This window comes from Agrococcus sp. AC640b, assembly GCF_979255995.1.
On sequence record NZ_CEEDMM010000005.1, the window covers coordinates 30,571 to 50,458 of the forward strand.

21 protein-coding genes and 1 pseudogene are annotated in these 19,888 nt (G+C 72.5%); 19 read left to right on the top strand and 3 right to left on the bottom strand.

Annotation, left to right across the window (positions count from 1 at the left end; all coding sequences use genetic code 11):
* Nucleotides 1–196: 196 nt before the first annotated feature.
* The 6 genes from lepB (at nucleotide 197) to ACZ6H8_RS03170 (ending at nucleotide 5,105) form a co-directional block, all read left to right on the top strand.
* The gene (gene lepB / locus ACZ6H8_RS03145) at nucleotides 197–913 is read left to right on the top strand and encodes a signal peptidase I (protein ID WP_464144351.1); all 717 of its coding nucleotides are present in this window, start codon (nucleotides 197–199) and stop codon (nucleotides 911–913) included.
* Nucleotides 910–1,563 carry a ribonuclease HII gene (locus ACZ6H8_RS03150; protein WP_464144353.1) on the top strand — a complete coding sequence of 218 codons (654 nt, stop codon included), beginning with the start codon at nucleotides 910–912 and terminating at the stop codon, nucleotides 1,561–1,563. The genes lepB and ACZ6H8_RS03150 overlap by 4 nt, the downstream gene beginning before the upstream one ends.
* Before the next feature lie 9 nt (nucleotides 1,564–1,572).
* Nucleotides 1,573–1,896 carry a DUF2469 domain-containing protein gene (locus ACZ6H8_RS03155; protein WP_464144355.1) on the top strand — a complete coding sequence of 108 codons (324 nt, stop codon included), beginning with the start codon at nucleotides 1,573–1,575 and terminating at the stop codon, nucleotides 1,894–1,896.
* A gap of 112 nt (nucleotides 1,897–2,008) precedes the next feature.
* Nucleotides 2,009–2,362, top strand: coding sequence for a YraN family protein (locus ACZ6H8_RS03160; RefSeq protein ID WP_464144358.1), 354 nt, complete (start codon nucleotides 2,009–2,011; stop codon nucleotides 2,360–2,362).
* Complete coding sequence (locus ACZ6H8_RS03165; protein ID WP_464144361.1) at nucleotides 2,359–3,888, top strand: YifB family Mg chelatase-like AAA ATPase; 1,530 nt, start codon at nucleotides 2,359–2,361, stop codon at nucleotides 3,886–3,888. Before ACZ6H8_RS03160 ends, ACZ6H8_RS03165 begins: the two co-directional genes overlap by 4 nt.
* Nucleotides 3,885–5,105 (top strand): DNA-processing protein DprA, encoded by a 1,221-nt coding sequence (locus ACZ6H8_RS03170; protein ID WP_464144363.1) that lies wholly within the window; start codon nucleotides 3,885–3,887, stop codon nucleotides 5,103–5,105. Before ACZ6H8_RS03165 ends, ACZ6H8_RS03170 begins: the two co-directional genes overlap by 4 nt.
* Before the next feature lie 9 nt (nucleotides 5,106–5,114).
* Here the strand turns inward: ACZ6H8_RS03170 and ACZ6H8_RS03175 are convergent, their stop codons facing one another.
* Complete coding sequence (locus ACZ6H8_RS03175) at nucleotides 5,115–5,996, bottom strand: bile acid:sodium symporter family protein (RefSeq protein ID WP_464144365.1); 882 nt, start codon at nucleotides 5,994–5,996, stop codon at nucleotides 5,115–5,117.
* Nucleotides 5,997–6,105: 109 nt separating this feature from the next.
* Here ACZ6H8_RS03175 and ACZ6H8_RS03180 point away from each other — a divergent pair, with 109 nt between their 5' ends.
* A complete protein-coding gene (locus ACZ6H8_RS03180) occupies nucleotides 6,106–6,999 on the top strand; it encodes a metallophosphoesterase (RefSeq protein ID WP_464144367.1) in 894 nt (297 codons plus the stop codon).
* Nucleotides 7,000–7,003: 4 nt separating this feature from the next.
* A complete protein-coding gene (locus ACZ6H8_RS03185) occupies nucleotides 7,004–7,903 on the top strand; it encodes a tyrosine recombinase XerC (protein ID WP_464144370.1) in 900 nt (299 codons plus the stop codon).
* Nucleotides 7,904–8,005: 102 nt separating this feature from the next.
* Here ACZ6H8_RS03185 and ACZ6H8_RS03190 read toward each other — a convergent pair.
* Nucleotides 8,006–8,578: pseudogene (locus tag ACZ6H8_RS03190) on the bottom strand (peptidoglycan DD-metalloendopeptidase family protein); the annotation flags it as partial.
* A 140-nt stretch (nucleotides 8,579–8,718) separates the two neighbouring features.
* Here ACZ6H8_RS03190 and rpsB point away from each other — a divergent pair.
* The 9 genes from rpsB to ACZ6H8_RS03235 all read left to right on the top strand — a co-directional run bounded on the left by rpsB (nucleotide 8,719) and on the right by ACZ6H8_RS03235 (nucleotide 15,730).
* Nucleotides 8,719–9,771 (top strand): 30S ribosomal protein S2, encoded by a 1,053-nt coding sequence (gene rpsB / locus ACZ6H8_RS03195; protein ID WP_464144372.1) that lies wholly within the window; start codon nucleotides 8,719–8,721, stop codon nucleotides 9,769–9,771.
* Nucleotides 9,772–9,785: 14 nt separating this feature from the next.
* A complete protein-coding gene (gene tsf / locus ACZ6H8_RS03200; RefSeq protein ID WP_464144375.1) occupies nucleotides 9,786–10,610 on the top strand; it encodes a translation elongation factor Ts in 825 nt (274 codons plus the stop codon).
* A gap of 106 nt (nucleotides 10,611–10,716) precedes the next feature.
* On the top strand, nucleotides 10,717–11,796 hold the full coding sequence (locus ACZ6H8_RS03205) for a hypothetical protein (RefSeq protein ID WP_464144377.1): 1,080 nt from the start codon (nucleotides 10,717–10,719) through the stop codon (nucleotides 11,794–11,796).
* A gap of 72 nt (nucleotides 11,797–11,868) precedes the next feature.
* Complete coding sequence (gene pyrH, locus ACZ6H8_RS03210) at nucleotides 11,869–12,588, top strand: UMP kinase (RefSeq protein ID WP_464144381.1); 720 nt, start codon at nucleotides 11,869–11,871, stop codon at nucleotides 12,586–12,588.
* A gap of 38 nt (nucleotides 12,589–12,626) precedes the next feature.
* Nucleotides 12,627–13,181 carry a ribosome recycling factor gene (gene frr / locus ACZ6H8_RS03215; protein ID WP_464144383.1) on the top strand — a complete coding sequence of 185 codons (555 nt, stop codon included), beginning with the start codon at nucleotides 12,627–12,629 and terminating at the stop codon, nucleotides 13,179–13,181.
* A 24-nt stretch (nucleotides 13,182–13,205) separates the two neighbouring features.
* Complete coding sequence (locus tag ACZ6H8_RS03220) at nucleotides 13,206–14,141, top strand: phosphatidate cytidylyltransferase (protein WP_464144386.1); 936 nt, start codon at nucleotides 13,206–13,208, stop codon at nucleotides 14,139–14,141.
* A gap of 49 nt (nucleotides 14,142–14,190) precedes the next feature.
* Nucleotides 14,191–14,736, top strand: coding sequence for a DivIVA domain-containing protein (locus tag ACZ6H8_RS03225; RefSeq protein ID WP_464144389.1), 546 nt, complete (start codon nucleotides 14,191–14,193; stop codon nucleotides 14,734–14,736).
* A 63-nt stretch (nucleotides 14,737–14,799) separates the two neighbouring features.
* Nucleotides 14,800–15,441 carry an aggregation-promoting factor C-terminal-like domain-containing protein gene (locus tag ACZ6H8_RS03230; protein ID WP_464144392.1) on the top strand — a complete coding sequence of 214 codons (642 nt, stop codon included), beginning with the start codon at nucleotides 14,800–14,802 and terminating at the stop codon, nucleotides 15,439–15,441.
* A 4-nt stretch (nucleotides 15,442–15,445) separates the two neighbouring features.
* On the top strand, nucleotides 15,446–15,730 hold the full coding sequence (locus ACZ6H8_RS03235; RefSeq protein ID WP_464144395.1) for a hypothetical protein: 285 nt from the start codon (nucleotides 15,446–15,448) through the stop codon (nucleotides 15,728–15,730).
* A gap of 43 nt (nucleotides 15,731–15,773) precedes the next feature.
* Here the strand turns inward: ACZ6H8_RS03235 and ACZ6H8_RS03240 are convergent, their stop codons facing one another.
* Complete coding sequence (locus tag ACZ6H8_RS03240) at nucleotides 15,774–16,841, bottom strand: AI-2E family transporter (RefSeq protein ID WP_464144397.1); 1,068 nt, start codon at nucleotides 16,839–16,841, stop codon at nucleotides 15,774–15,776.
* A 130-nt stretch (nucleotides 16,842–16,971) separates the two neighbouring features.
* On the opposite strand from ACZ6H8_RS03240, the gene ACZ6H8_RS03245 reads away from it, so the two are divergent.
* Both ACZ6H8_RS03245 and ACZ6H8_RS03250 read left to right on the top strand, forming a co-directional pair.
* Nucleotides 16,972–18,909, top strand: coding sequence for a DUF8094 domain-containing protein (locus ACZ6H8_RS03245; RefSeq protein WP_464144399.1), 1,938 nt, complete (start codon nucleotides 16,972–16,974; stop codon nucleotides 18,907–18,909).
* The gene (locus ACZ6H8_RS03250) at nucleotides 18,906–19,856 is read left to right on the top strand and encodes a tetratricopeptide repeat protein (RefSeq protein ID WP_464144402.1); all 951 of its coding nucleotides are present in this window, start codon (nucleotides 18,906–18,908) and stop codon (nucleotides 19,854–19,856) included. Before ACZ6H8_RS03245 ends, ACZ6H8_RS03250 begins: the two co-directional genes overlap by 4 nt.
* Nucleotides 19,857–19,888: the final 32 nt, after the last annotated feature.

The window sequence follows — 19,888 nt, forward strand, 5'->3', positions numbered from 1 at the left end:
CGGACGCGCGATGCGAAGGGGGCCCGGCGACGGGCCCCCTTCGTCGTCTCCCGGCGCGCCGCGACGGCCACGACGAACGTGAGCGATGCTCGAAGGGCACGGTTCGGCAACGAAGTCGCCCGACGCCCGGTCGCATCGTGGGCTCGGCATGGGTTGCGGCCCTAGGCTTGGACGCTGGCGAAGGGCAGGACGGGACATGGCGACGAAGGCCGATGGGCGCGGTTCCAGGACGTTCCTGCTGTTCCTGCGAGACCTCGCGGTCATCTTCCTCGCAGCGCTCGTCATCTCGTTCCTCGTGAAGACGTTCCTCGTGCGGCCGTTCTACATCCCGTCGCCGTCGATGTCCGACACGCTCGAGGTCGACGACCGCGTCATCGTGAGCCTGCTGACGCCGCAGCTCGTGCAGCTCGAGCGCGGCGACGTCGTGGTCTTCGAGGATCCGGACGCCTGGCTGCCCGACCCCGAGGTCGACCAGCCGGAGGGCGTCGCGGGCGCCGTCGACTGGTTCCTCACGTTCGTCGGGCTCGCACCCGACGACAGCCACGGCTACCTGATCAAGCGGGTCATCGGCCTGCCGGGCGATCACGTCGTCTGCTGCAACGACTTCGGCCAGATCACGATCAACGGCGTGCCGATCGACGAGACCGACTACGTCACGCTCGACCAGGAGGGGCTGCCGGCATCCGGCACCGACTTCGACGTGACCGTGCCGGAGGGGCACCTGTGGGTGCTGGGCGACAACCGCTACCACTCGGCCGACTCCCGCGCGCACATGGGGCAGCCCTCCGGCGGCTTCGTGCCGGTGTCGGACGTCGTGGGCCGCGCGATCGTCGTGTCGTGGCCCGTCGCCAGGTGGCAGTGGATCGACGACCACGACGACGTCTTCACGGGCGTCGGGTCGGGCGGCGAGTGATCGAGCCGACCCTCGAGATCGAGACGCGGCTGTGGGATGCGCATCCCACGGTCATCGGCATGGACGAGGTCGGCCGAGGCGCGCTCGCCGGCCCCGTGTCGGTCGGGGCGTTCGCGCTCGCTCGCTGCGACGAGGTGCCCGCGGGGCTGCGCGACTCGAAGGCCATGACGATCAAGGCCCGTGAGCGCACGGTGCCGCTCGTGCGCGAGTGGGGCGTCGTCGCCGTCGGCCACGCGAGCGCCGCCGAGATCGATGCCGTCGGCATCATGGCCTCGCTCGCGCTCGCAGGTCGGCGGGCGCTCGAGGGCCTCCACGCCGCAGGCGTCGACGTCGTCGCGAGCGCGGTGCTGCTCGACGGCTCGCACGACTGGCTCAGCTCGCGGCTGCGGCGTCCGCTCGCGATCACCATGCGGCCGAAGGCCGACCGCGACTGCGGCTCCGTGGCAGGCGCCGCATGCGTGGCGAAGGTCGAGCGCGACGCGCTCATGGTCGCGCACGACGCCGAGCATCCCGGCTACGGCTGGGCGTCGAACAAGGGCTACGCGGCTGCCGTGCACATGGAGGGCATCCGCACGCTCGGGCCCACGCGCCTGCACCGCCGCACGTGGCTGAAGTCCGATGGTGCCGTGCGCACCTCCGCTGCCGCGTAGGATCGTCCTGTGGAGCCCGAGGACATCGACGACTACGACCGCGAGGTCGAGCTGCAGCTCTTCCGCGAGTACCGCGACGTGGTGGGCACGTTCAAGTTCGTCGTCGAGACGGAGCGGCGCTTCTACCTCGCGAACGAGGTGCGCCTCACGCGGCAGGACGCCGGCAACGACTTCTACTTCGAGCTCGAGCTCACCGACGTGTGGGTGTGGGACATCTACCGCGCCGACCGCTTCGTGAAGAACGTGCGCGTGCTGACGTTCAAGGACGTCAACGTCGAGGAGCTCTCCGACCGCGACCTCGAGCTGCCGAAGGATCTCGCGATCGAGGGCTGACGCCCTGACCACCTGGCGCTGAGGTCCTCCACAGGCGCCGCGCACGGGAGTTGCTCGTCCATCGGGGCTGCCCGTCGCCCCCGCGTCGGCGCGACGCGATGGGATGCTCCCCATGCATCCCAAGGACTCCCTCGGCCGCGACGGCGAATGCGCCGCCGCCGACCTGCTCGCGACGGCCGGCCTGCGCGTCGTCGACCGCAACTGGCGCTGCAGGCACGGCGAGCTCGACCTCGTCGCGCGCGACGGTGCCACGTGGGTCTTCGTCGAGGTGAAGACGCGGCGCGGCCGCAGGTTCGGGCATCCGCTCGAGGCCATCACGCGCGCGAAGGTGCGCAGGCTGCGCACGCTCGCGACGCTGTGGATGCAGGAGCACGACGTACGCGGGCCCATGCGGCTCGACGCCGTCGCGGTCGACGCGCCGCGCGACGCACCCATGCGGCTCGAGCACGTGCGGGGCATCCGATGACCACGGCCGTGCGCGTCGTCGGCGTCGCCCGCACCATCGCGCTGCAGGGGCTCGCGGGTCGCCGCGTCGACGTGGAGGTCGACGTCGCGAACGGGCTGCCGCACGTGCGGGTCGTCGGCATGCCAGACGCCGCGATCCGCGAGGCGCAGCATCGCACGCAGTCGGCGATCGAGACGTCGGGGTTCGAGTTCCCCGCGACGCGCGTGCTCATCAACCTCACGCCCGCCTCCTTGCCGAAGGCGGGCACGCACCTCGACCTGCCCATGGCGATCGCCGTGCTGCGCGCGACGGGCCTCGTGCCGGCCGAGCGCGACGCGGCGCTGTTCGGCGAGCTGGGCCTCGACGGCCGGCTGCAGCCGCTGCGCGGGGTGCTGCCGCTCGTGCGTGCCGCGGCGCTCGACGGTGCCGAGGAGGTGCTCGTGCCGCACGCGAACGCCGACGAGGCCTCGCTCGTCGAGGGCGTGCGCGTGCGGGCCGTCGCGAGCCTGCGCGAGGCGGCGATCGTGCTGGGCGCCGACGTGGAGCCGGTGCCCGTCGAGCCCGCGACGCTGCGCGTGCCGCCGGAGGCGCCGAGGTCGGTGCCCGACCTCGGCGACGTCATCGGCAACGCGCACGCCGTCGACGCGCTGCAGGTCGCCGCCGCAGGCGCACACCACATGCTCATGCTCGGTCCGCCTGGCGCAGGCAAGACGATGCTCGCCTCGAGGCTGCCGGGGCTGCTGCCGCAGCTCGACGTCGGCCAGGCGCTCGACGTGGCCTCCATGCGCTCCCTCTCGGGCATCGCGTTCGTCGAGCTCGACCGCACGGCGCCGTTCGAGGCGCCGCACCACTCGGCCACGGCCGGTGCGCTCGTCGGCGGCGGTGGCGCGCTCATCCGCCCGGGAGCCGTGTCGCGGGCGTCGCACGGCGTGCTGTTCCTCGACGAGAGCCCCGAGTTCTCGCGCGTCGTGCTCGACGGGCTGCGCGAGCCGCTCGAGTCGGGCGTCATCGAGATCCATCGCTCGGCGGCGACCGCCGTCTTCCCCGCGGCGTTCCAGCTCGTGCTCGCCGCCAACCCGTGCCCGTGCGGTCAGCACGGCACCGGGCGGTGCCGCTGCGCACCGACCCAGCGGCGCCGGTACCTGGGCAGGCTCTCGGGTCCGCTGCTGGATCGCGTCGACCTGCAGGTCACCGTCGATCGCGTGCGACCGGTCGAGGCTGTGCTGCGTGCCGACGAGCCGCGCACCTCGACGGCCGTCGCACGCGAGCGCGTGCTCGCAGCGCGCGAGCGCGCGGCGCACCGGCTGCGCGGCACGCCGTGGCGCGCGATGGGGCAGGTCGACGGCCCGTGGCTGCGCCGCGTGCATCCGCTCGACCCCGAGGTCGCCGCCCCCATCGACGAGGCGCTCGCTCGTGGCGCGATCTCGATGCGCGGCTACGACCGCACCCTGCGCGTCGCGCACACCATCGCCGACCTCGACGATGCGCCCGTGGGCCGCGAGCACGTGGGGCGTGCGCTGTTCTACCGCCAGGGGGTGCCGTCGTGACGCGGTTCCGCCTGCCGCTGCCCACGATCCGCGAGCTGGCGGCCGGCGTCGCCCCGCCGAGCCTCGCCGACCTCGACGACGATGCCGCCGTGCGGCTCTTCGCCGCCGCGGCGTGGTCGTGCATCCCCGAGCCCGGCGATGCCGTCGCCGGCACGACGCGCGCGGCGCTCGGCGACGTGCGGGCGCTCGAGCTGCTCGTCGACGGCGCAGCGCCCGCCAGGTGGCTCGCCGAGGCTGGAGAGGCCGCCGCCGATCTCGTGCAGCACGTCGACGCCGCCGTGTCGAGGTGGCGGCCGCGGCTCGACGACGCCCGCGTGCGCCGCGCGCTCGAGCAGGGCGCGGCATGGGGCCACACGATGCTGACGCCGCTGACGCAGGAATGGCCGGGCGGGCTCGACGACCTCGGCCCCCATGCGCCGGCCGCGCTGTGGGTGCGGGGAACGCTCGACGCGCTCGCGGGCGTGCGGCGATCGCTCGCGCTCGTCGGGTCGCGGGCGGCGAGCGGCTACGGCGAGCACGTGGCGATGGAGGCCGTCGAGGGGCTCGTGCGGCACGGCTTCGCGACGGTCTCGGGCGCCGCCTACGGCATCGACGCGTGCGTGCACCGCGCGACGATGGCCGTCGGCGGCACGACGATCGCCGTCATGGCAGGCGGTCTCGACCGTCTCTATCCGTCTGGCAACGACGAGCTGCTGCGGCGCGTGGAGCGGGCGGGCGTGCTCGTGGCGGAGGTGCCGTGCGGCTCGACGCCCTCGCGGTGGCGATTCCTGGCGCGCAACAGGCTCATCGCGGCGCTCGGGCAGGCGACGGTGGTGATCGAGGCGAGCGTGCGGTCGGGCTCGATCAACACCGCAGGCCACGCTGCCACGCTCGGGAGGCCGCTGGGTGCGGTGCCCGGGCCCGTGACGAGCGGTGCGAGCGCGGGCTGCCACCGGCTCATCCGCGACTACGGCGCGCAGCTCGTGCAGGGTGCCGACGAGATGCGCGCGCTCGTCGACGGCGACGAGCCGACGGCGACGCTCGACATCCGCACCGGGCCCGAGGAGACGCGCCTGCTCGATGCCTTGAGCGTGCGGCAGCCGCGCGACGCCGACGACCTCGCCGCTCGTGCGGGCATGTCGCTCGCCGAGGTGCGCGCGACGATCGGGCTGCTCGACCTGTCGGGCGTCGTCGAGCAGCGGGGGAGCGGCTGGGTGCGGCGTGCGACGCCGGCGTGAGCCGAGCGGCTAGCCGACCGCGGCTGCGTCGTCGCGCGCAGGCCCGCGGTCGCGGATGAGCATGCCGAACCCGGCCGCGACGAAGAGCATGAGCACGCCGTAGACGCCGGCTGGCAGGCTCAGCTCGACCGAGCCGAGCACCGTCTGCGCGATGACGATCGCGAGCACGGCGTTGTGGATGCCGATCTCGAACGACGAGGCGACCGCCTGCCGCCTGCCGACGCGCAGCAGGCGCGGCACCCAGAAGCCGATCGCAAGGCTCGCGATGCAGAACACCGCGGTGATGAGCGCGAGGCTGGCGACGTTCTCGACGAGGATCGCCCAGTTCGACGCCACGGCGCCGACGATGACGACGACGAGCACGACGGCGGATCCGATGCGCACGGGCACGTCCATGCGGTCGGCGAACGACGGGCGGATGCGACGCACGACCATGCCGGCGACGACGGGCAGCAGCACGACGGCGAACACCTCGAGCACCTTCGAGAACTGCAGGCCCAGCTGGTCGTCGAACGGGTCGAAGATCGCGATGGCGAGGTTCGTGATGAGCGGCAGCGTCACGACGGCGATGACGGAGTTGATGGCCGTGAGCGACACGTTGAGCGCGACGTCGCCGCGGAACAGGTGGCTGTAGAGGTTCGCGACGGTGCCGCCGGGCGACGCGGCCAGCATCATCATGCCGACGGCGAGCACGGGCGGCAGCTGGAACAGCAGCACGAGGCCGAGGCAGATCGCAGGCAGCAGCACGAGCTGGCAGGCGAGCGCGACGAGCACGGCACGGGGCTGCCTGGTGATGCGGGCGAAGTCGGCGACCGTGAGGCTGAGGCCGAGGCCGAGCATCACGATGCCGAGCGCCACGGGCAGCCCCACCGTGGTCATCGCCGATCCCATGACCACAGTGTGCGGCACGACGTGAGGGATGCTCGGCGTCGACACGAAGCGGGCTCGCGTCGTGGCGAGGCGCCCGATCGTGTCGCAGGGTGCGGCCTACCCTGGGGGCATGCACGACGGACTGGGCCAGCACCCCGCGCCGACCCACGTCGTCGCCCATCTGAGCGACACGCATCTGCTCGCAGGTGGCGTGCTGCTGGGTGGCGCGATCGACACCGCAGCGCACCTGCGCGACGCCCTCGCAAGGCTCGAGCTCGCGGCGCCCACGGCCGATGCGCTCGTCGTCTCCGGCGACTGCACCGACCTCGGCGAGGAGGCCGCGTACGCACTGCTGCGCGAGATCGTCGAGCCCGTCGCCGATCGCATGGGCGCGGAGGTCGTGTACGCCGCCGGCAACCACGACGAGCGCGAGCCCATGTGGCGAGCGCTGCACGGCGACACGTCCACGGCGCCGTACGACCACGTGCACGAGGTCGCAGGGCTGCGCATCGTGTCGCTCGACACGAGCCTTCCCGGCTTCCATCACGGCGGCTTCGACGACGGGCAGGCGCAGTGGCTCGCCGACGCGCTCGCGACGCCGGCCGAGCACGGCACGCTGCTCGTCATGCATCACCCGCCGCTGCCGTACCGCGCCAGGATCATGCAGGTGCTCGAGTTCCACGACGAGCCGCGTCTTGCCGAGGTGCTCGCAGGCTCCGACGTGCGCGCGATCCTCTCCGGCCACCTCCACGTCAACGGCTCGGGGACGTTCGCGGGCATCCCCGTCGTGCTCGCGAACGCCACGTCGTACGCCGACGACCTCGCCGCCGGCCCCACGGGCTTCGCAGGCGTCGACGGGGCGCAGTCGGCCAACGTGCTCGAGGTCTACCCCACGACGATCGCCCACTCGGTCGTGCCTGCGTTCGCGCTGCCGTCGCTGTCGCCGCTGCCGTCTGGGCTGCACGGCGAGCTCGCGGCCATGGACGCCGCTGCGCGCGTCGAGCGGTTCAGCAGGAAGCGCTGAGGCCGTGCGCGTCGACGAGGCCATCGACGGCTACCTGACGCATCTCGAGCGCGAGCGCGCCGCGAGCCCGCGGACCGTGCGGTCGTACGGCTCCGACCTGCGCAGCCTCGCCGCGCATTGCCAGGAGCGCGGCGTGGTCGACGTGCACGCCCTCGACGTCGAGGTGCTCCGCGACTGGCTCTTCGCAGCGAGCGAGCGCGGCCTCGCACGGGCGACGCTCGCCAGGCGCAGCGCCTCAGCCAGAGGTCTCGGCGCATGGCTCGAGCGCGAAGGCATCGCGATCGGGGCGTCGCGGCTGCGCACGCCGAGGCGGGAGGCGCACCTGCCGCGCGTGCTGTCGCGCGGGGCGATCGACGGCATCGTCGCCAGGCTCGAGGACGGCGCCGCGACGGGCGACCCCGTCGCCAGACGCGACCTCGCGATCGTCGAGCTGCTGTACGCGAGCGCGCTGCGCGTGTCGGAGCTCGTGGGGCTCGACGTCGACGACGTCGACCTCGAACGGCTCACGGTGCGCGTGCTCGGCAAGGGGGCGAAGGAGCGCGTCGTGCCGTTCGGCGTGCCGGCGCTCGACGCCGTGCACGACTGGATCCGTCTCGGCAGGCCGGCGCTCGCGACCGGCGCGGAGTCGCGGGCGCTGCTGCTGGGCGTGCGCGGCGGGCGCATGGGCCAGCGCGCCGTGCACGCCGTCGTCGCGAGGCTGCTCGAGGACGTGCCCGGCTCCGGCCCCGCAGGCCCGCATGCGCTGCGCCACACCGCGGCGACGCACCTGCTCGACGGCGGCGCCGACCTGCGTGCCGTGCAGGAGCTGCTGGGCCACGCGAGCCTCGGCACGACGCAGATCTACACGCATGTCTCGCTCGAGCGCCTCACGGCGTCGTACCGCACCGCGCATCCGCGGGCATAGCCGCCGATCGCGGCGCTCGGAGGCGGCCAGCGCGGTCGAGGGGGCGCCGAGCGGCAGCAGCACGGCGCGCTCGGCGCCCAGCAGCGCCATCGGGTTGACGTACGCGTCGTCGATGCGGACGCCGAGGTGGATGCACGCGCCGCACGGGCGGTGCCCGCCGAGGAGCACCCCGATGGGCTGCCCGCGCTCCACGACGTCGCCGGCGACGACGGCAGGATCGACCGGCTCGACCGTCGCGAGCACCTCCCACGCGACGCCGTCCATGCGGATCGTCACGACGGGTCGGTCGACGACGACGCCTGCGAACGTCACGGTGCCAGCGGCCGGCGCGGTCACGACCGTGCCGGGCACCGCGGCGACGTCGATGCCGCGGTGCCCGGCGCCCCAGGCCGACGCCGGTGCGGCGAACGCTCGCAGCACCTCCGACTGCGGCACGGGCCACGCGAACGACCGCTCGAGCGCGCGGGGCACGACGGCGGCCGGCGCGGGGGCCGAGGAGATCGCGAGCACGGACGCGATGACGACGGCGAGGCGGCTGCGGAGCATGCGAGCACCCTGCTGCATCGGCCTCCGGCACGCGCACGGCGCCGGGCGGCCTGGGGAGGCGCGCACGGTGTGGGGGAGCGGCGAACCGCGTCGCGGCGAGGCCGGCACCGTGTAGCATTGCCGGAGCATCCCCGTGTCGGGGGTGACTTCGCGCGTCCGCGAACGCGACAGCCCCCACGGTCCGGCTCTGCCGGCGGGTGCTGCGCGGGACGCCAGGGGAGCGGTCGCCGACCGCTCCGACGAACCGCAACAGAACCAGGAGATGGCTCATGGCCGTCGTCACCACTCGCCAGCTGCTCGACAGCGGCGTCCACTTCGGGCACCAGACCCGTCGCTGGAACCCCAAGATGAAGCGCTTCATCTTCACGGAGCGCTCCGGCATCTACATCATCGACCTCCAGCAGTCGCTCGCCTACATCGACAAGGCGTACGACTTCGTCAAGGAGACCGTGTCGCGCGGCGGCTCGATCCTCTTCGTCGGCACGAAGAAGCAGGCGCAGGAGCAGATCGCCGAGCAGGCGACCCGCGTCAACCAGCCCTACGTGAACCAGCGGTGGCTCGGTGGCCTCCTCACGAACTTCCAGACGGTCTCCAAGCGCCTCACGCGCATGAAGGAGCTCGAGGAGATCGACTACGAGAACGTCGCCGGCTCGGGCTTCACGAAGAAGGAGCTCCTCCTCAAGCAGCGCGAGCTCACGAAGCTGCAGAAGTCGCTCGGCGGCATCCGCAACCTCCAGCGCACGCCGTCGGCGATCTGGATCGTCGACACCAACAAGGAGCACCTCGCGGTCGACGAGGCGAAGAAGCTGGGCATCCCGGTCATCGCCATCCTCGACACGAACTGCGACCCCGACGATGTGCAGTTCCCGATCCCCGGCAACGACGACGCGATCCGCTCCGTCGGCCTGCTGACGAAGATCATCGCCGACGCCGCAGCCGAGGGCCTCATGGAGCGCCACCAGGGCTCGTCCGACGAGGCCGCAGAGCCGATGGCCGAGTGGGAGCGCGAGCTGCTCGTGACCGAGGGCGCCGCGGCACCCGAGGCCACGGACGTCGTCGCCGAGCAGGCCGAGGCCGCAGCGACCGAGCCGGCAGCCGAGGAGGCGTCGACGGAGGCCGAGGCCGCCGCCGAGACCACCGAGGCAGCAGCCGAGACGACCGAGGCAGCAGAGCCCGAGGCCGCAGCAGCGACCGAGGAGCCCGCCGCCGAGGAGGCAGCAGCCGAGGAGCCCGCAGCCGAGGAGGCAGCCGTCGAGGCGACGCCCGCCGACGCCGCAGCCGCCACCGAGACCGAGGACGCCACCGCGTCCGCCAAGCAGTAAGGACGAGTCACCACATGGCAGTCAACATCGCTGACCTCAAGGCGCTGCGCGAGCAGCTGGGCACCGGCATGTCCGACACCAAGGCCGCCCTCGAGGAGGCCGGTGGCGACGTCGAGAAGGCGACCGAGATCCTGCGCCTCAAGGGTGCGAAGGGCAACGCGAAGCGTGCCGACCGCACCACGAGCGAGGGCCTCGTGGCCGTCTCGGAGGGCGAGGGCTCGATCACGCTCATCCAGCTCGGCTGCGAGACGGACTTCGTCGCGAAGAACGACAAGTTCATCGCGCTCGCCGACAAGGTCGTGGCGGCGGTCGCCGCCGCTGGCGCCTCGTCGGTGGAGGAGGGGCTCGCCGCTCCCGCGGACGGCCTCACGGTGCGCGAGCTCATCGAGCAGCAGGCAGCGACGATCGGCGAGAAGATCGAGCTGCTGAAGGTCACGACCCTCACGGGCGACGCCTTCGCGACGTACCTGCACCGCACGAGCAAGGACCTGCCCCCGCAGGTCGGCGTCGTCGTCGCCTTCACGGGTGACGACGCCGACACCGCTCGCGCAGTCGCGCAGCACATCGCCATGTTCGACCCGACCGTCGTCACCCGCGACGACGTGCCGGCCGAGCAGGTCGAGAAGGAGCGCGCCCTCGTCACCGAGATCGCGCTCGGCGAGGGCAAGCCCGAGGCTGCCCTGCCGAAGATCATCGAGGGACGCCTCACGGGCTTCTTCAAGCAGATCGTCCTCGTCGACCAGGACTACGCACGCGACAACAAGCAGACCGTCGGCAAGGTCCTCGCGGCCGCCGGCGTCGACGTGCAGTCGTTCGCACGCTTCAAGGTCGGCGCGTAGCCAGCCAGCGGAGCATGCTCGCGAAGGGGGTCGGACATCGTCCGGCCCCCTTCCTCGTGTCACCGCGAGGTGCGTGCCGGACATGACGGGACGACCAGGAGGCCCCGTGTTCCCATCTCGACCCCGAAGCGCCGTCGCAGCGCTCTGCGCGCTCCTGGCGTGCACGCTCGTCGCCTGCACGGCTGCCACGCAGGAGCCGACCCCGTCGCCGCCGCCATCGGCGTCGCCGTCCGCGTCGCAGACGCCGAGCCCGACGCCAGCGCCGCTCAGCAGGTTCGACGTCGCCGTCGACTGCCTGTCGGTGCTGGCCCCCGAGATCCGCGACCGGATGGCGGCGTCGGCGCCGTACGAGGTCGCCGCCTTCAGCCCGCGCGTCGGCGACTGGCCGAGCGAGGCATCCCTGGATGCGGAGCTCGCGCCCGTCGACCCCATCCGGTCGGTCTCCTGCGTGCTCGAGGCGGCCGATGGCACGCGGTTCGAGATCGGCTACCTCGAGTTCGACCCGGCCGGCACCCAGGCGCGGCTCGCGTCGCTCGCAGCGTTCGGCGACCGCGGGGAGGCCTCCCAGCCGCCGGGGACCGACCTCGCGCTCACGTCCGTGCCCGGCATCCCGGAGGCGCAGCAGCTGCAGATCCCGTTCGAGGCCCCGGGCGGCATCCACGCGAAGACCTGGGTCGTGGGGCCCGGCTGGGAGCTGTACGTCGACGCTCCCTGGATCCCCACGGACGTCGCCGCGCCCGTGCCGGCTGCGATCGGAGCCGGACTCGCGGCGGTGGCGCCGGTCGATCAGCGCTGCGAGTCGATGCTGCCCGTGCCCGCGGAGGGTCTCGACCTCGCGTCCCGGCACGACCTCGCGTCGTCGGAGACCGTCGCCTCCGGCGGCGCGGTCGTGTGCCACGCGAACGAGGCCAGCGGCTACGAGCGCGCCCTGTGGTGGGAGGAGGTCGCGCCCGACGCTCGTGAGCAGCTGCTCGCCGACGCAGCCGCCGGGGTCGACGGCACGCGCCTGCAGGGATCGACGAACGACGGCGCCGGCGGCATCGTCGCGCTCGCCGACGACACGCGCATCGTCGTGTTCGACGACCACCTCGTGCACGTCGACGTCCCCATCGACGGCGAGCTCGCGCTGCAGCTCGCACGTCACGTGCATCCACCCGCGTGGCTCGCCGTGCCACCGGTCGCGTGAGGCGGGCCTCGCCCATGCGAGGACGGTAGGGTCGAAGGCGGCCTGGACGACGCACGACACGACGGAGCACGCATGACCGACGCCGCACCCACCCGCCGCAGGCGAGTCCTCCTCAAGCTCTCGGGAGAGGCGTTCGGCGGCGGCTCGCTCGGCGTCAACCCCGACGTCGTGCAGGAGGTGGCCGCGCAGATCGCGGATGCCGCGCAGGACGTCGAGGTCGCGATCGTCGTCGGCGGTGGCAACTTCTTCCGCGGCGCGGAGCTGTCGCAGCGCGGCATGGACCGTGGACGCGCCGACTACATGGGCATGCTCGGCACCGTGATGAACGCGCTCGCGCTGCAGGACTTCCTCGAGCAGGCCGGCACGTCGACGCGCGTGCAGTCGGCGATCCAGATGACGCAGGTCGCCGAGCCCTACATCCCGCTGCGCGCCGAGCGCCACATGGAGAAGGGCCGGGTCGTGATCTTCGGCGCAGGCGCCGGCCTGCCGTACTTCTCGACCGACACCGTCGCGGCGCAGCGAGCGCTCGAGATCGGCGCCGACGAGGTGCTCGTGGCGAAGAACGGCGTCGACGGCGTGTACACCGCGGATCCGAAGAAGGATCCGACGGCGACCCGCATCGACGACATCACCTACCAGGAGGCCCTCGTGCGCGGCCTCAAGATCGTCGATGCGACGGCGTTCAGCCTCTGCATGGACAACGCGATGCCGATGCTCGTGTTCGGCATGGAGGGCGACGCCATCGCGCGCGCCATCCGCGGCGAGCGCCTCGGCACCGTCGTCCACGGCTGACCCACGCACCTAGACTGAAGCGAATGGATGGAGGCGCCATGATCAGCGACGTGCTGGCAGAGGCCAAGGACAAGATGACCCAGTCGATCGAGGTCGCGAAGGACGACTTCGCGACGGTCTCGGCGGGGCGTGCGAACCCCTCGCTGTTCCAGAAGCTGCTCGTGGAGTACTACGGCACCCCGACGCCGCTCGTGCAGCTCGCGGGGTTCCAGCAGCCCGAGGCGCGCGTGCTCGTCATCACGCCGTTCGACAAGTCGGCGCTCAAGGACATCGAGAAGGCCATCGTCGCCGCGCCGCACCTGGGCGCGTCGCCGAACAACGACGGCCAGATCATCCGCATCACGATGCCGGAGCTCACGGCCGACCGCCGCAAGGACTACGTGAAGATCGTGCGCGACAAGGCCGAGACCGCCCGCGTGGCGATCCGCAACGTGCGTCGCTCGGCGAAGAGCGACCTCGACGCCCTCACGGGCGAGGTGGGCGACGACGAGATCGCCCGCGCCGAGAAGGAGCTCGAGACCGCCACGAAGGGCGCCGTCGACCAGATCGACGAGGCCCTCAAGAAGAAGGAAGCCGAGCTGCTCGAGGTCTGAGCGACCAGGCAGACGGAGGCACGCGTGGCTGAGCGCGACGCGCATCGGATCGAGGCGCAGATCCAGGCACAGATCCTCGCGGCTCGCGAGCAGATCGAGGCGGCGAACGAGCGCGCCAACGCGCGCGCCGGTCGCAACCTGCCCGTCGCCATCGGGCTGGGCGTCGTGCTCGGCGTGCTGCTGCTGGCGAGCCTGCTGCTGCTCAAGGGGCTCTTCGTCGTCTTCGCGAGCGTCCTCGTGGCGTTCACGCTGTACGAGCTCGCGAGCGCGCTGCGCTTCGCGGGCCGTGACGTGCCGCGCATCCCGCTCGTCCTGCTCGGCATCGGCCTGCTCGTCGTCACCTGGTTCTTCGGCGGCACGGGGCTCTGGTACGGCACGCTCGCCGCGATGGCGATCATCGCCCTGTACCGGCTCGCGGAGGCGGCGATCATGCCGTCGACGCGCACGGGAGCCCGCGCCGTCGCGACCGACATCGCAGCCAGCGCCTTCTGCATCGCCTACTGCGGCCTGCTCGGCGCGTTCGCCGTGCTGCTCACGTCGCAGCCTGGCGGAGAGTGGTGGACGCTCGGATTCCTCGCCCTCGCGATCGTGAACGACACGGGGGCGCTCGCATCCGGCGTGCTCTTCGGTCGCACGAAGCTCGCGCCGCGCATCAGCCCCGGCAAGACATGGGAGGGGTTCGCGGGCGCAGGCGTGCTCGTGATCGGCGTCGGCATCGGCTACGGGATCCTCGCCCTCGACGTGCCCTGGTGGTACGGCGCGATCATCGGCGTCGCGATCCTCGCGACCTCGACGGTCGGCGACCTCGCGGAGTCGCTCATCAAGCGCGACCTCGGCATCAAGGACATCGGCACGTTCCTGCCCGGCCACGGCGGCTTCCTCGACCGCCTCGACTCGAGCCTGCCGAGCGCGGTCGTGATGTACGCGCTGTACGAGATCGCGAGGCTCGCGTCGCTGTGACGTTCGTCGACGCCTGGCGAGGCACGTGCATCGTGAGAGGATGCGAGGCATGAGCGCCACCTTCCCCAAGGTCCGCCGTGGGCAGCTCGGCTACGACATCGAGCAGGTCGAGGACTTCCTCGAGGATGCACGCCGCGCCTACGCGAGCGACTCGCCGACCGCGCTCGACTCCTCGCAGATCCGGCAGGCGTCGTTCGCGCTGGCGAAGTCGGGCTACTCGCCTGCGCACGTCGACGCGGCCCTCGAGCGGCTCGAGGAGGCGTTCGCGAACCGCGAGCGCGATCGCGGCATCGCCTCCAACGGCGAGGCGGCCTTCTTCGAGGGCATCCGCGCGCAGGCCGAGGAGACGCTCGCGCGGCTCAAGCGCGCCGACGGGGAGCGGTTCCGACGCGTCGGAGCGCTCGCGAAGGGCTACCGGGTCGCCGAGGTCGACGCCTTCGCCGCGCGTCTGGCCGACTATCTCGAGGACGGCCCCGAGATCACCCCTCGCGAGGTGCGCACGGTGCAGTTCGCCGCGCAGCGCGGCGGCTACGACGAGGACCAGGTCGATCTCGTCCTCGACTCGGTCGTCTCGCTCATGCTCGCCGTGCGCTGACCGCGCGCAGCCGCTCACCCGCGCCCGCTGGGCCGTTACCGTTCCGTGATAGGCTCGTTCCCCATGTTCTCTCGTACCGACGCCCCCGCGCGACGCACCCGCACACGCGGCATCGTGTCGATCGCAGCGCTCGTCGTCGCCAGCGCCTTCGTGGCCGTCTCGCTCGTCGATCCGAGCGTCGCGACGTACGCGGAGGACGGCGGGCTCGCGAGCGAGCGCCGCCTCGACCAGGGCATCGACGAGGTGACCGGCGCGGGCGAGTCCGTCACGCGCGACGACCTCGTCGTCGAGAGCCCGACTCCGACGCCCACGCCGACTCCGACGCCCACCGCGACGCAGGCGGCGGCTGGGTCGTCGCAGGCGGCGCCGTCGATCGCGCTGCCAGCGGCTGCGGCGCCCAACCCGGGCTCCGCCCAGGCGATCGCCCGCGACATGGTGCTCGCGCGGGGCTGGGGCGACGACCAGTACCAGTGCCTGTACAACCTGTGGCAGCGCGAGTCCAACTGGAACGTGTACGCCCACAACGTCTCGAGCGGCGCCTACGGCATCCCGCAGTCGCTGCCCGGCTCGAAGATGGCCACGGCGGGCGCCGACTGGCAGACGAACCCTGCCACCCAGATCACCTGGGGCCTCGGCTACATCTCCGGGCGCTACGGCACGCCGTGCGGCGCCTGGGCGCACTCCCAGTCCGTCGGCTGGTACTGAGGTCGTGGCCGGGCGCAGGCAGCGGCGGCGACCGGTCGAGCACGTGCCGCTCGACGTCGACCGCATCATGCTGGGCGCCCTGCGCACGGAGACGCGCATGGGGTTCGCGTGGAACGTGCAGCCCATGAGCGCGACGCACGCGCAGAAGCCCTACCGCTGCCCGGGCTGCGAGCTGCTCGTCGAGCCCGGAACGGCGCACGTGGTCGTGTGGCGTGCCGACAGCCTCTTCGGCGACCGCGCCGTCGAGGATCGCAGGCACTGGCACGGTGCGTGCTGGAGGGTCGCCTGAGCCGGTTCGCCGTCTCGACCGGGCAGCAGAGCCCTAGGCGACGCTAGAGCGCATCCTGCCTGGGGATGACGACCTCCTTGAGGATGAGCTGGATCGCTGCCGCGACCGGGATGGCGACGAGCGCGCCGAGGATGCCGAGGAGCGTGCCACCGGTGAGCGCGGCGAGCACGACGACGACGCCCGGCACCTTCACGGCGCGGTTCATGATCTGCGGGCTCAGCACGTACGCCTCGAACTGCATGTAGCAGGCGTAGTAGATCGCGACGGGCAGCGCCGTCTGCGGGCCGTCGAGCAGCAGCACCAGCAGCGAGATCGTCACGGATGCCGTGATGGTGCCCACGAGCGGGATCGTCGACGCGAGGAACGCGAGGAAGGCGTAGACGACCGCGAGCTCCGACCCGACGATCGACAGCATGATGAACGACAGGATGCCGTTCGTGAGGCCCAGCAGGAACTGCCCGGTGACGAACTTGCCGATCGCCGACATGATCTCCTCCGCGATGCGGATGAAGGTCGGGCGCTGCGAGGCGGGCACGAGCCGGTACATCGCGGACTTCAGCGATGGCAGCGAGCCCATGAAGTAGAGCATGAGCACGAAGATGATGAAGCCGCCGAAGAGCGCGGCGGCGGTCGCGCCGACGGCGCCGATCACGCTCGTCACGATGCCGCCGAGCTGCGGGGGCAGCGACGCGTACGTGTCGGGGTCCTGCAGCGCACGCAGGGTGTCGTCGATCATGCCCTGCCAGTCGATGCCGGGGAAGGTCGTCTGCGCCCACTCGAGCACGTCCTCGAGCAGGCCCGCCTGGAAGGCGGCGACGAGACCGGTGATGAGGGCCGAGAACTGGTCGACGATCGCCGGCACGACGATGAGGACGATGCCGGCGAACGCGCCGAGGATCACGACGATGACCGTGAGGACGGCGAGCCACCTGGGAAAGCGTCGCCGTACCAGGAACTGCACGATCGGATCGATGCCGAGCGCGAGGAAGATGGCTGCGAACGCGTAGACGAGCACCGACGAGATCTGGCCGACCGCGCCGGCGATGGCGATGGCCAGCAGCACGCCGAGCCCGCCGAGCAGACCGATCTGGAACGCACCCTTGACCCTCATCCGGCCAGCATAGGGCGCACATGCTGCACTGCTGCGCAGCGCTGGGTGGCCAGGCCGGTGGCGGCTCGGGTACCCTGGATGGTCGGACGCCGCGGCTCGACGGACTCGTCGCCGCGCGGAGGGAACCTGCATGCGATACCTGCTCTCGGGCGTGAGCCTCGTGCTCGCCCTGGCCTGCTTCGCGCTCGCCATCGGCCAGCGCACGATCTGGGCACCGCCCGAGACGATCGCCTGGCAGCTCCAGGAGCCCGTCGAGACGCCCGTGGTCGTGCTCGGCGGCGACGTGCTCGCCACGAACGACGGCAGGCAGACCATCACGGTCGCAGGCGACGGACCGATCACGGCCGTCGTGGGGCGTACGAGCGACGTGCTCGGATGGGTCGGCAACGGCGACCACTCCATCGTCGTCGTGGAGGACGAGGAGCTCGCGCTCGACGTCGTGACCGGCGGCGAGGCCACCGTGCCGGCGATCGCAGGCAGCGATCTGTGGGTGCAGGAGGTGACGGGCGAGGGCGAGATCTCGCTCGAGCTCGCCGCGCCGCTGGACTACTCCGTCGCCATCGTCTCCGACGGCACGGCCGCCGCTCCGAGCGACGTGCGCGTCGACTGGCCGAACGAGCGCTCGATGCCGCTGTTCGGCCCGCTCATGACCGCAGGCTTCGTGCTCGCGGCGCTCGCGCTCGTGCTGCTGCTGCTCGCGGTGCGCAGGCACCGCAGGCATCGAGGGCCGCAGCGACGCCTGTCGCCTGCGCCGTCGCGACGCGAGCAGCGCGAGATCCAGCGCGGCGCGAGACGTGGCCTGCCGGTCGCGCAGCCGCAGGAGGCGATCGAGGCACGCACGCCGGAGCCTGGCGACGCCGACGGCCCCGCACCCGATCGCCCGGCAGCGGACGCCGCGCCGGCCGACGGCGAGACGGCCACGGACGACGCGCCGGCAGGCGACGCCGCAGACCGCGATGCACGACGCACCGAGCACCGTGCCGCACCGCAGCGACGGGCGGTGCTGCGTCGCATGCGACTCGTCGTGCCCATCGCCATGGGCGCCGCGCTGCTCACCGGCTGCGGCCCGCAGTACTGGCCCGACGTCGCGCAGCCCTCGGCGAGCCCGTCCGGCACGCCGGAGCCCACGAGCCTCGAGGACACGCTGCCGCCCGCGGCCGTCACCGTGCGCCAGTTCGACCGCATCCTCGCCGACACGCGCGAGGTCGTCGCCGAGGCCGACGCCGCACTCGACGCGACGATCGCCGCGGAGCGTCTCGGCGGCCCGCAGCTCGAGGCGCGCACCATCAACTACGAGGTGCGTGCGCAGGACGCCACCGTCGCCGCCGCCACCGGCATCCCGGACGGCGACATCCAGCTGCTGCTGCCGCAGCAGAGCGAGACGTGGCCGCGCTCCGTGCTCGCGGTCGTCGCCTGGCAGGACACGACCCAGGCGCAGTCGGCGCTCGTGTTCGTGCAGGAGAGCCCACGCGACGACTACCGCCTCGTCTACCAGTACCGGCTGCAGTCGGGCACGCAGCTCACGGGTGCGTCGGCCGACGTCGGCGCGCCGGGGCTGCCGGCGAACACGCCGCTGCTGGAGGTCGCCCCCGACTCGATCGCCGCCGCCTACGGCGACGTGCTCGTCAACGGCCCGAGCTCGTCGAGCGCCGCGACGTTCCCCGCCGACAACGACGACCTGCAGTCGTCGATCGGCTACGAGTACAAGCAGGGCCTCATCACGGCCGACACCGGCGCGAACGCGAACATCACGTTCGCGACCGCCGAGGACGACCAGGCGCCCGTGACGCTCGTCGCCGATGCCGATGGCGGCGCGTACGTCGCGACGTCGTTCACCGAGACGACCACGTACACGCCGAAGGAGGAGGGCGTCACGGTGAGCCCGCCGGGCGGCGCCGTGTCGGTGCTCTCGCCCGTCGACCAGTCCGAGACCGGCCTGTCGGTGACGTACCAGATCCAGGCGCTCTTCTACGTGCCGCCGGCCAGCAGGGAGGGTGAGGAGCAGCAGCCCCTCATGCTCGTCGGCTTCGCCCAGTCGCTGCTCGACGTCCAGGAGGTCCAGGGATGACCGATCGTCTGCCCCCGTCGATGGCCGGAGCCGTCGACCTGTCCGGGCTCGCGGCGCGCCACGCGCGCCCCGCCGCGCCGCAGCAGCAGGCGCAGGCAGGTGGCGATGCAGCGCCGCAGGGCGGCGTCGGCGTGATCGTCGACGTCAGCGACGCCGACTTCCCGCAGATCCTCGAGCTGTCGAAGACGGTCCCGGTCGTCATCGACATCTGGGCCGAGTGGTGCGGGCCGTGCAAGCAGCTCACCCCCATCCTCGAGCGCCTCGTCACGGCCTACGCGGGCCGCATCGTGCTCGCGAAGGTCGACGCCGACCAGAACCCGCAGCTCGTGCAGGCGTTCCAGGCGCAGTCGATCCCGACGGTCGCCGCCGTCATCGGCGGGCGCCCGGCCGCGCTGTTCACGGGTGCGATCCCCGAGGCGCAGGTGCAGGACGTGCTCGAGCAGGTGCTCGCCTTCGCCGCGCAGGAGGGCATCACGGGACGCATGCCGGTCGGCGACGCCGGCGATGCGCCTGGGGAGCCCGAGGAGGCGCCGCTGCCGCCGCTGCATCAGGAGGCGCATGACGCCCTCGACCGCGGCGACCTCGCAGCGGCCATCGACGCCTACGAGCGCGCCATCGTCGCGAACCCGCGCGACGGCGACGCCGTCGCGGGCCTCGCCAACGTGCGACTGCTCGAGCGCCTGCAGGGCACGACCGCCGACGGCATCCGTCAGGCCGCGGCCGATGCGCCGGACGACGTCGCTGCGCAGATGCTCGTCGCCGACCTCGACGTCTCCGGCGGCCACGTCGACGACGCGTTCGCGCGCCTGCTCGACCTCGTCGCGGCGACGACGGGCGCCGAGCGCACCGACGTGCGTCTGCGCCTGGTCGACCTCTTCGAGATCGTCGGCGCCGACGACCCGCGCGTCGCGCAGGCGCGTCGCAGGCTCACGACGCTGCTCTACTAGCCGCAGCGCGAACGAAGGCCCCCGACCGCGAC

Excerpts from the sequence above, each read along its gene's own strand:
- lepB (WP_464144351.1), top strand. The coding sequence starts at position 197 with ATGGCGACGAAGGCCGATGGGCGCGGTTCCAGGACGTTCCTGCTGTTC.
- ACZ6H8_RS03160 (WP_464144358.1), top strand. The coding sequence starts at position 2,009 with ATGCATCCCAAGGACTCCCTCGGCCGCGACGGCGAATGCGCCGCCGCC.
- ACZ6H8_RS03165 (WP_464144361.1), top strand. The coding sequence starts at position 2,359 with ATGACCACGGCCGTGCGCGTCGTCGGCGTCGCCCGCACCATCGCGCTG.
- ACZ6H8_RS03175 (WP_464144365.1), bottom strand. The coding sequence starts at position 5,996 with ATGGGATCGGCGATGACCACGGTGGGGCTGCCCGTGGCGCTCGGCATC.
- ACZ6H8_RS03180 (WP_464144367.1), top strand. The coding sequence starts at position 6,106 with ATGCACGACGGACTGGGCCAGCACCCCGCGCCGACCCACGTCGTCGCC.
- rpsB (WP_464144372.1), top strand. The coding sequence starts at position 8,719 with ATGGCCGTCGTCACCACTCGCCAGCTGCTCGACAGCGGCGTCCACTTC.
- tsf (WP_464144375.1), top strand. The coding sequence starts at position 9,786 with ATGGCAGTCAACATCGCTGACCTCAAGGCGCTGCGCGAGCAGCTGGGC.
- pyrH (WP_464144381.1), top strand. The coding sequence starts at position 11,869 with ATGACCGACGCCGCACCCACCCGCCGCAGGCGAGTCCTCCTCAAGCTC.
- frr (WP_464144383.1), top strand. The coding sequence starts at position 12,627 with ATGATCAGCGACGTGCTGGCAGAGGCCAAGGACAAGATGACCCAGTCG.
- ACZ6H8_RS03225 (WP_464144389.1), top strand. The coding sequence starts at position 14,191 with ATGAGCGCCACCTTCCCCAAGGTCCGCCGTGGGCAGCTCGGCTACGAC.
- ACZ6H8_RS03230 (WP_464144392.1), top strand. The coding sequence starts at position 14,800 with ATGTTCTCTCGTACCGACGCCCCCGCGCGACGCACCCGCACACGCGGC.
- ACZ6H8_RS03240 (WP_464144397.1), bottom strand. The coding sequence starts at position 16,841 with ATGAGGGTCAAGGGTGCGTTCCAGATCGGTCTGCTCGGCGGGCTCGGC.
- ACZ6H8_RS03245 (WP_464144399.1), top strand. The coding sequence starts at position 16,972 with ATGCGATACCTGCTCTCGGGCGTGAGCCTCGTGCTCGCCCTGGCCTGC.
- ACZ6H8_RS03250 (WP_464144402.1), top strand. The coding sequence starts at position 18,906 with ATGACCGATCGTCTGCCCCCGTCGATGGCCGGAGCCGTCGACCTGTCC.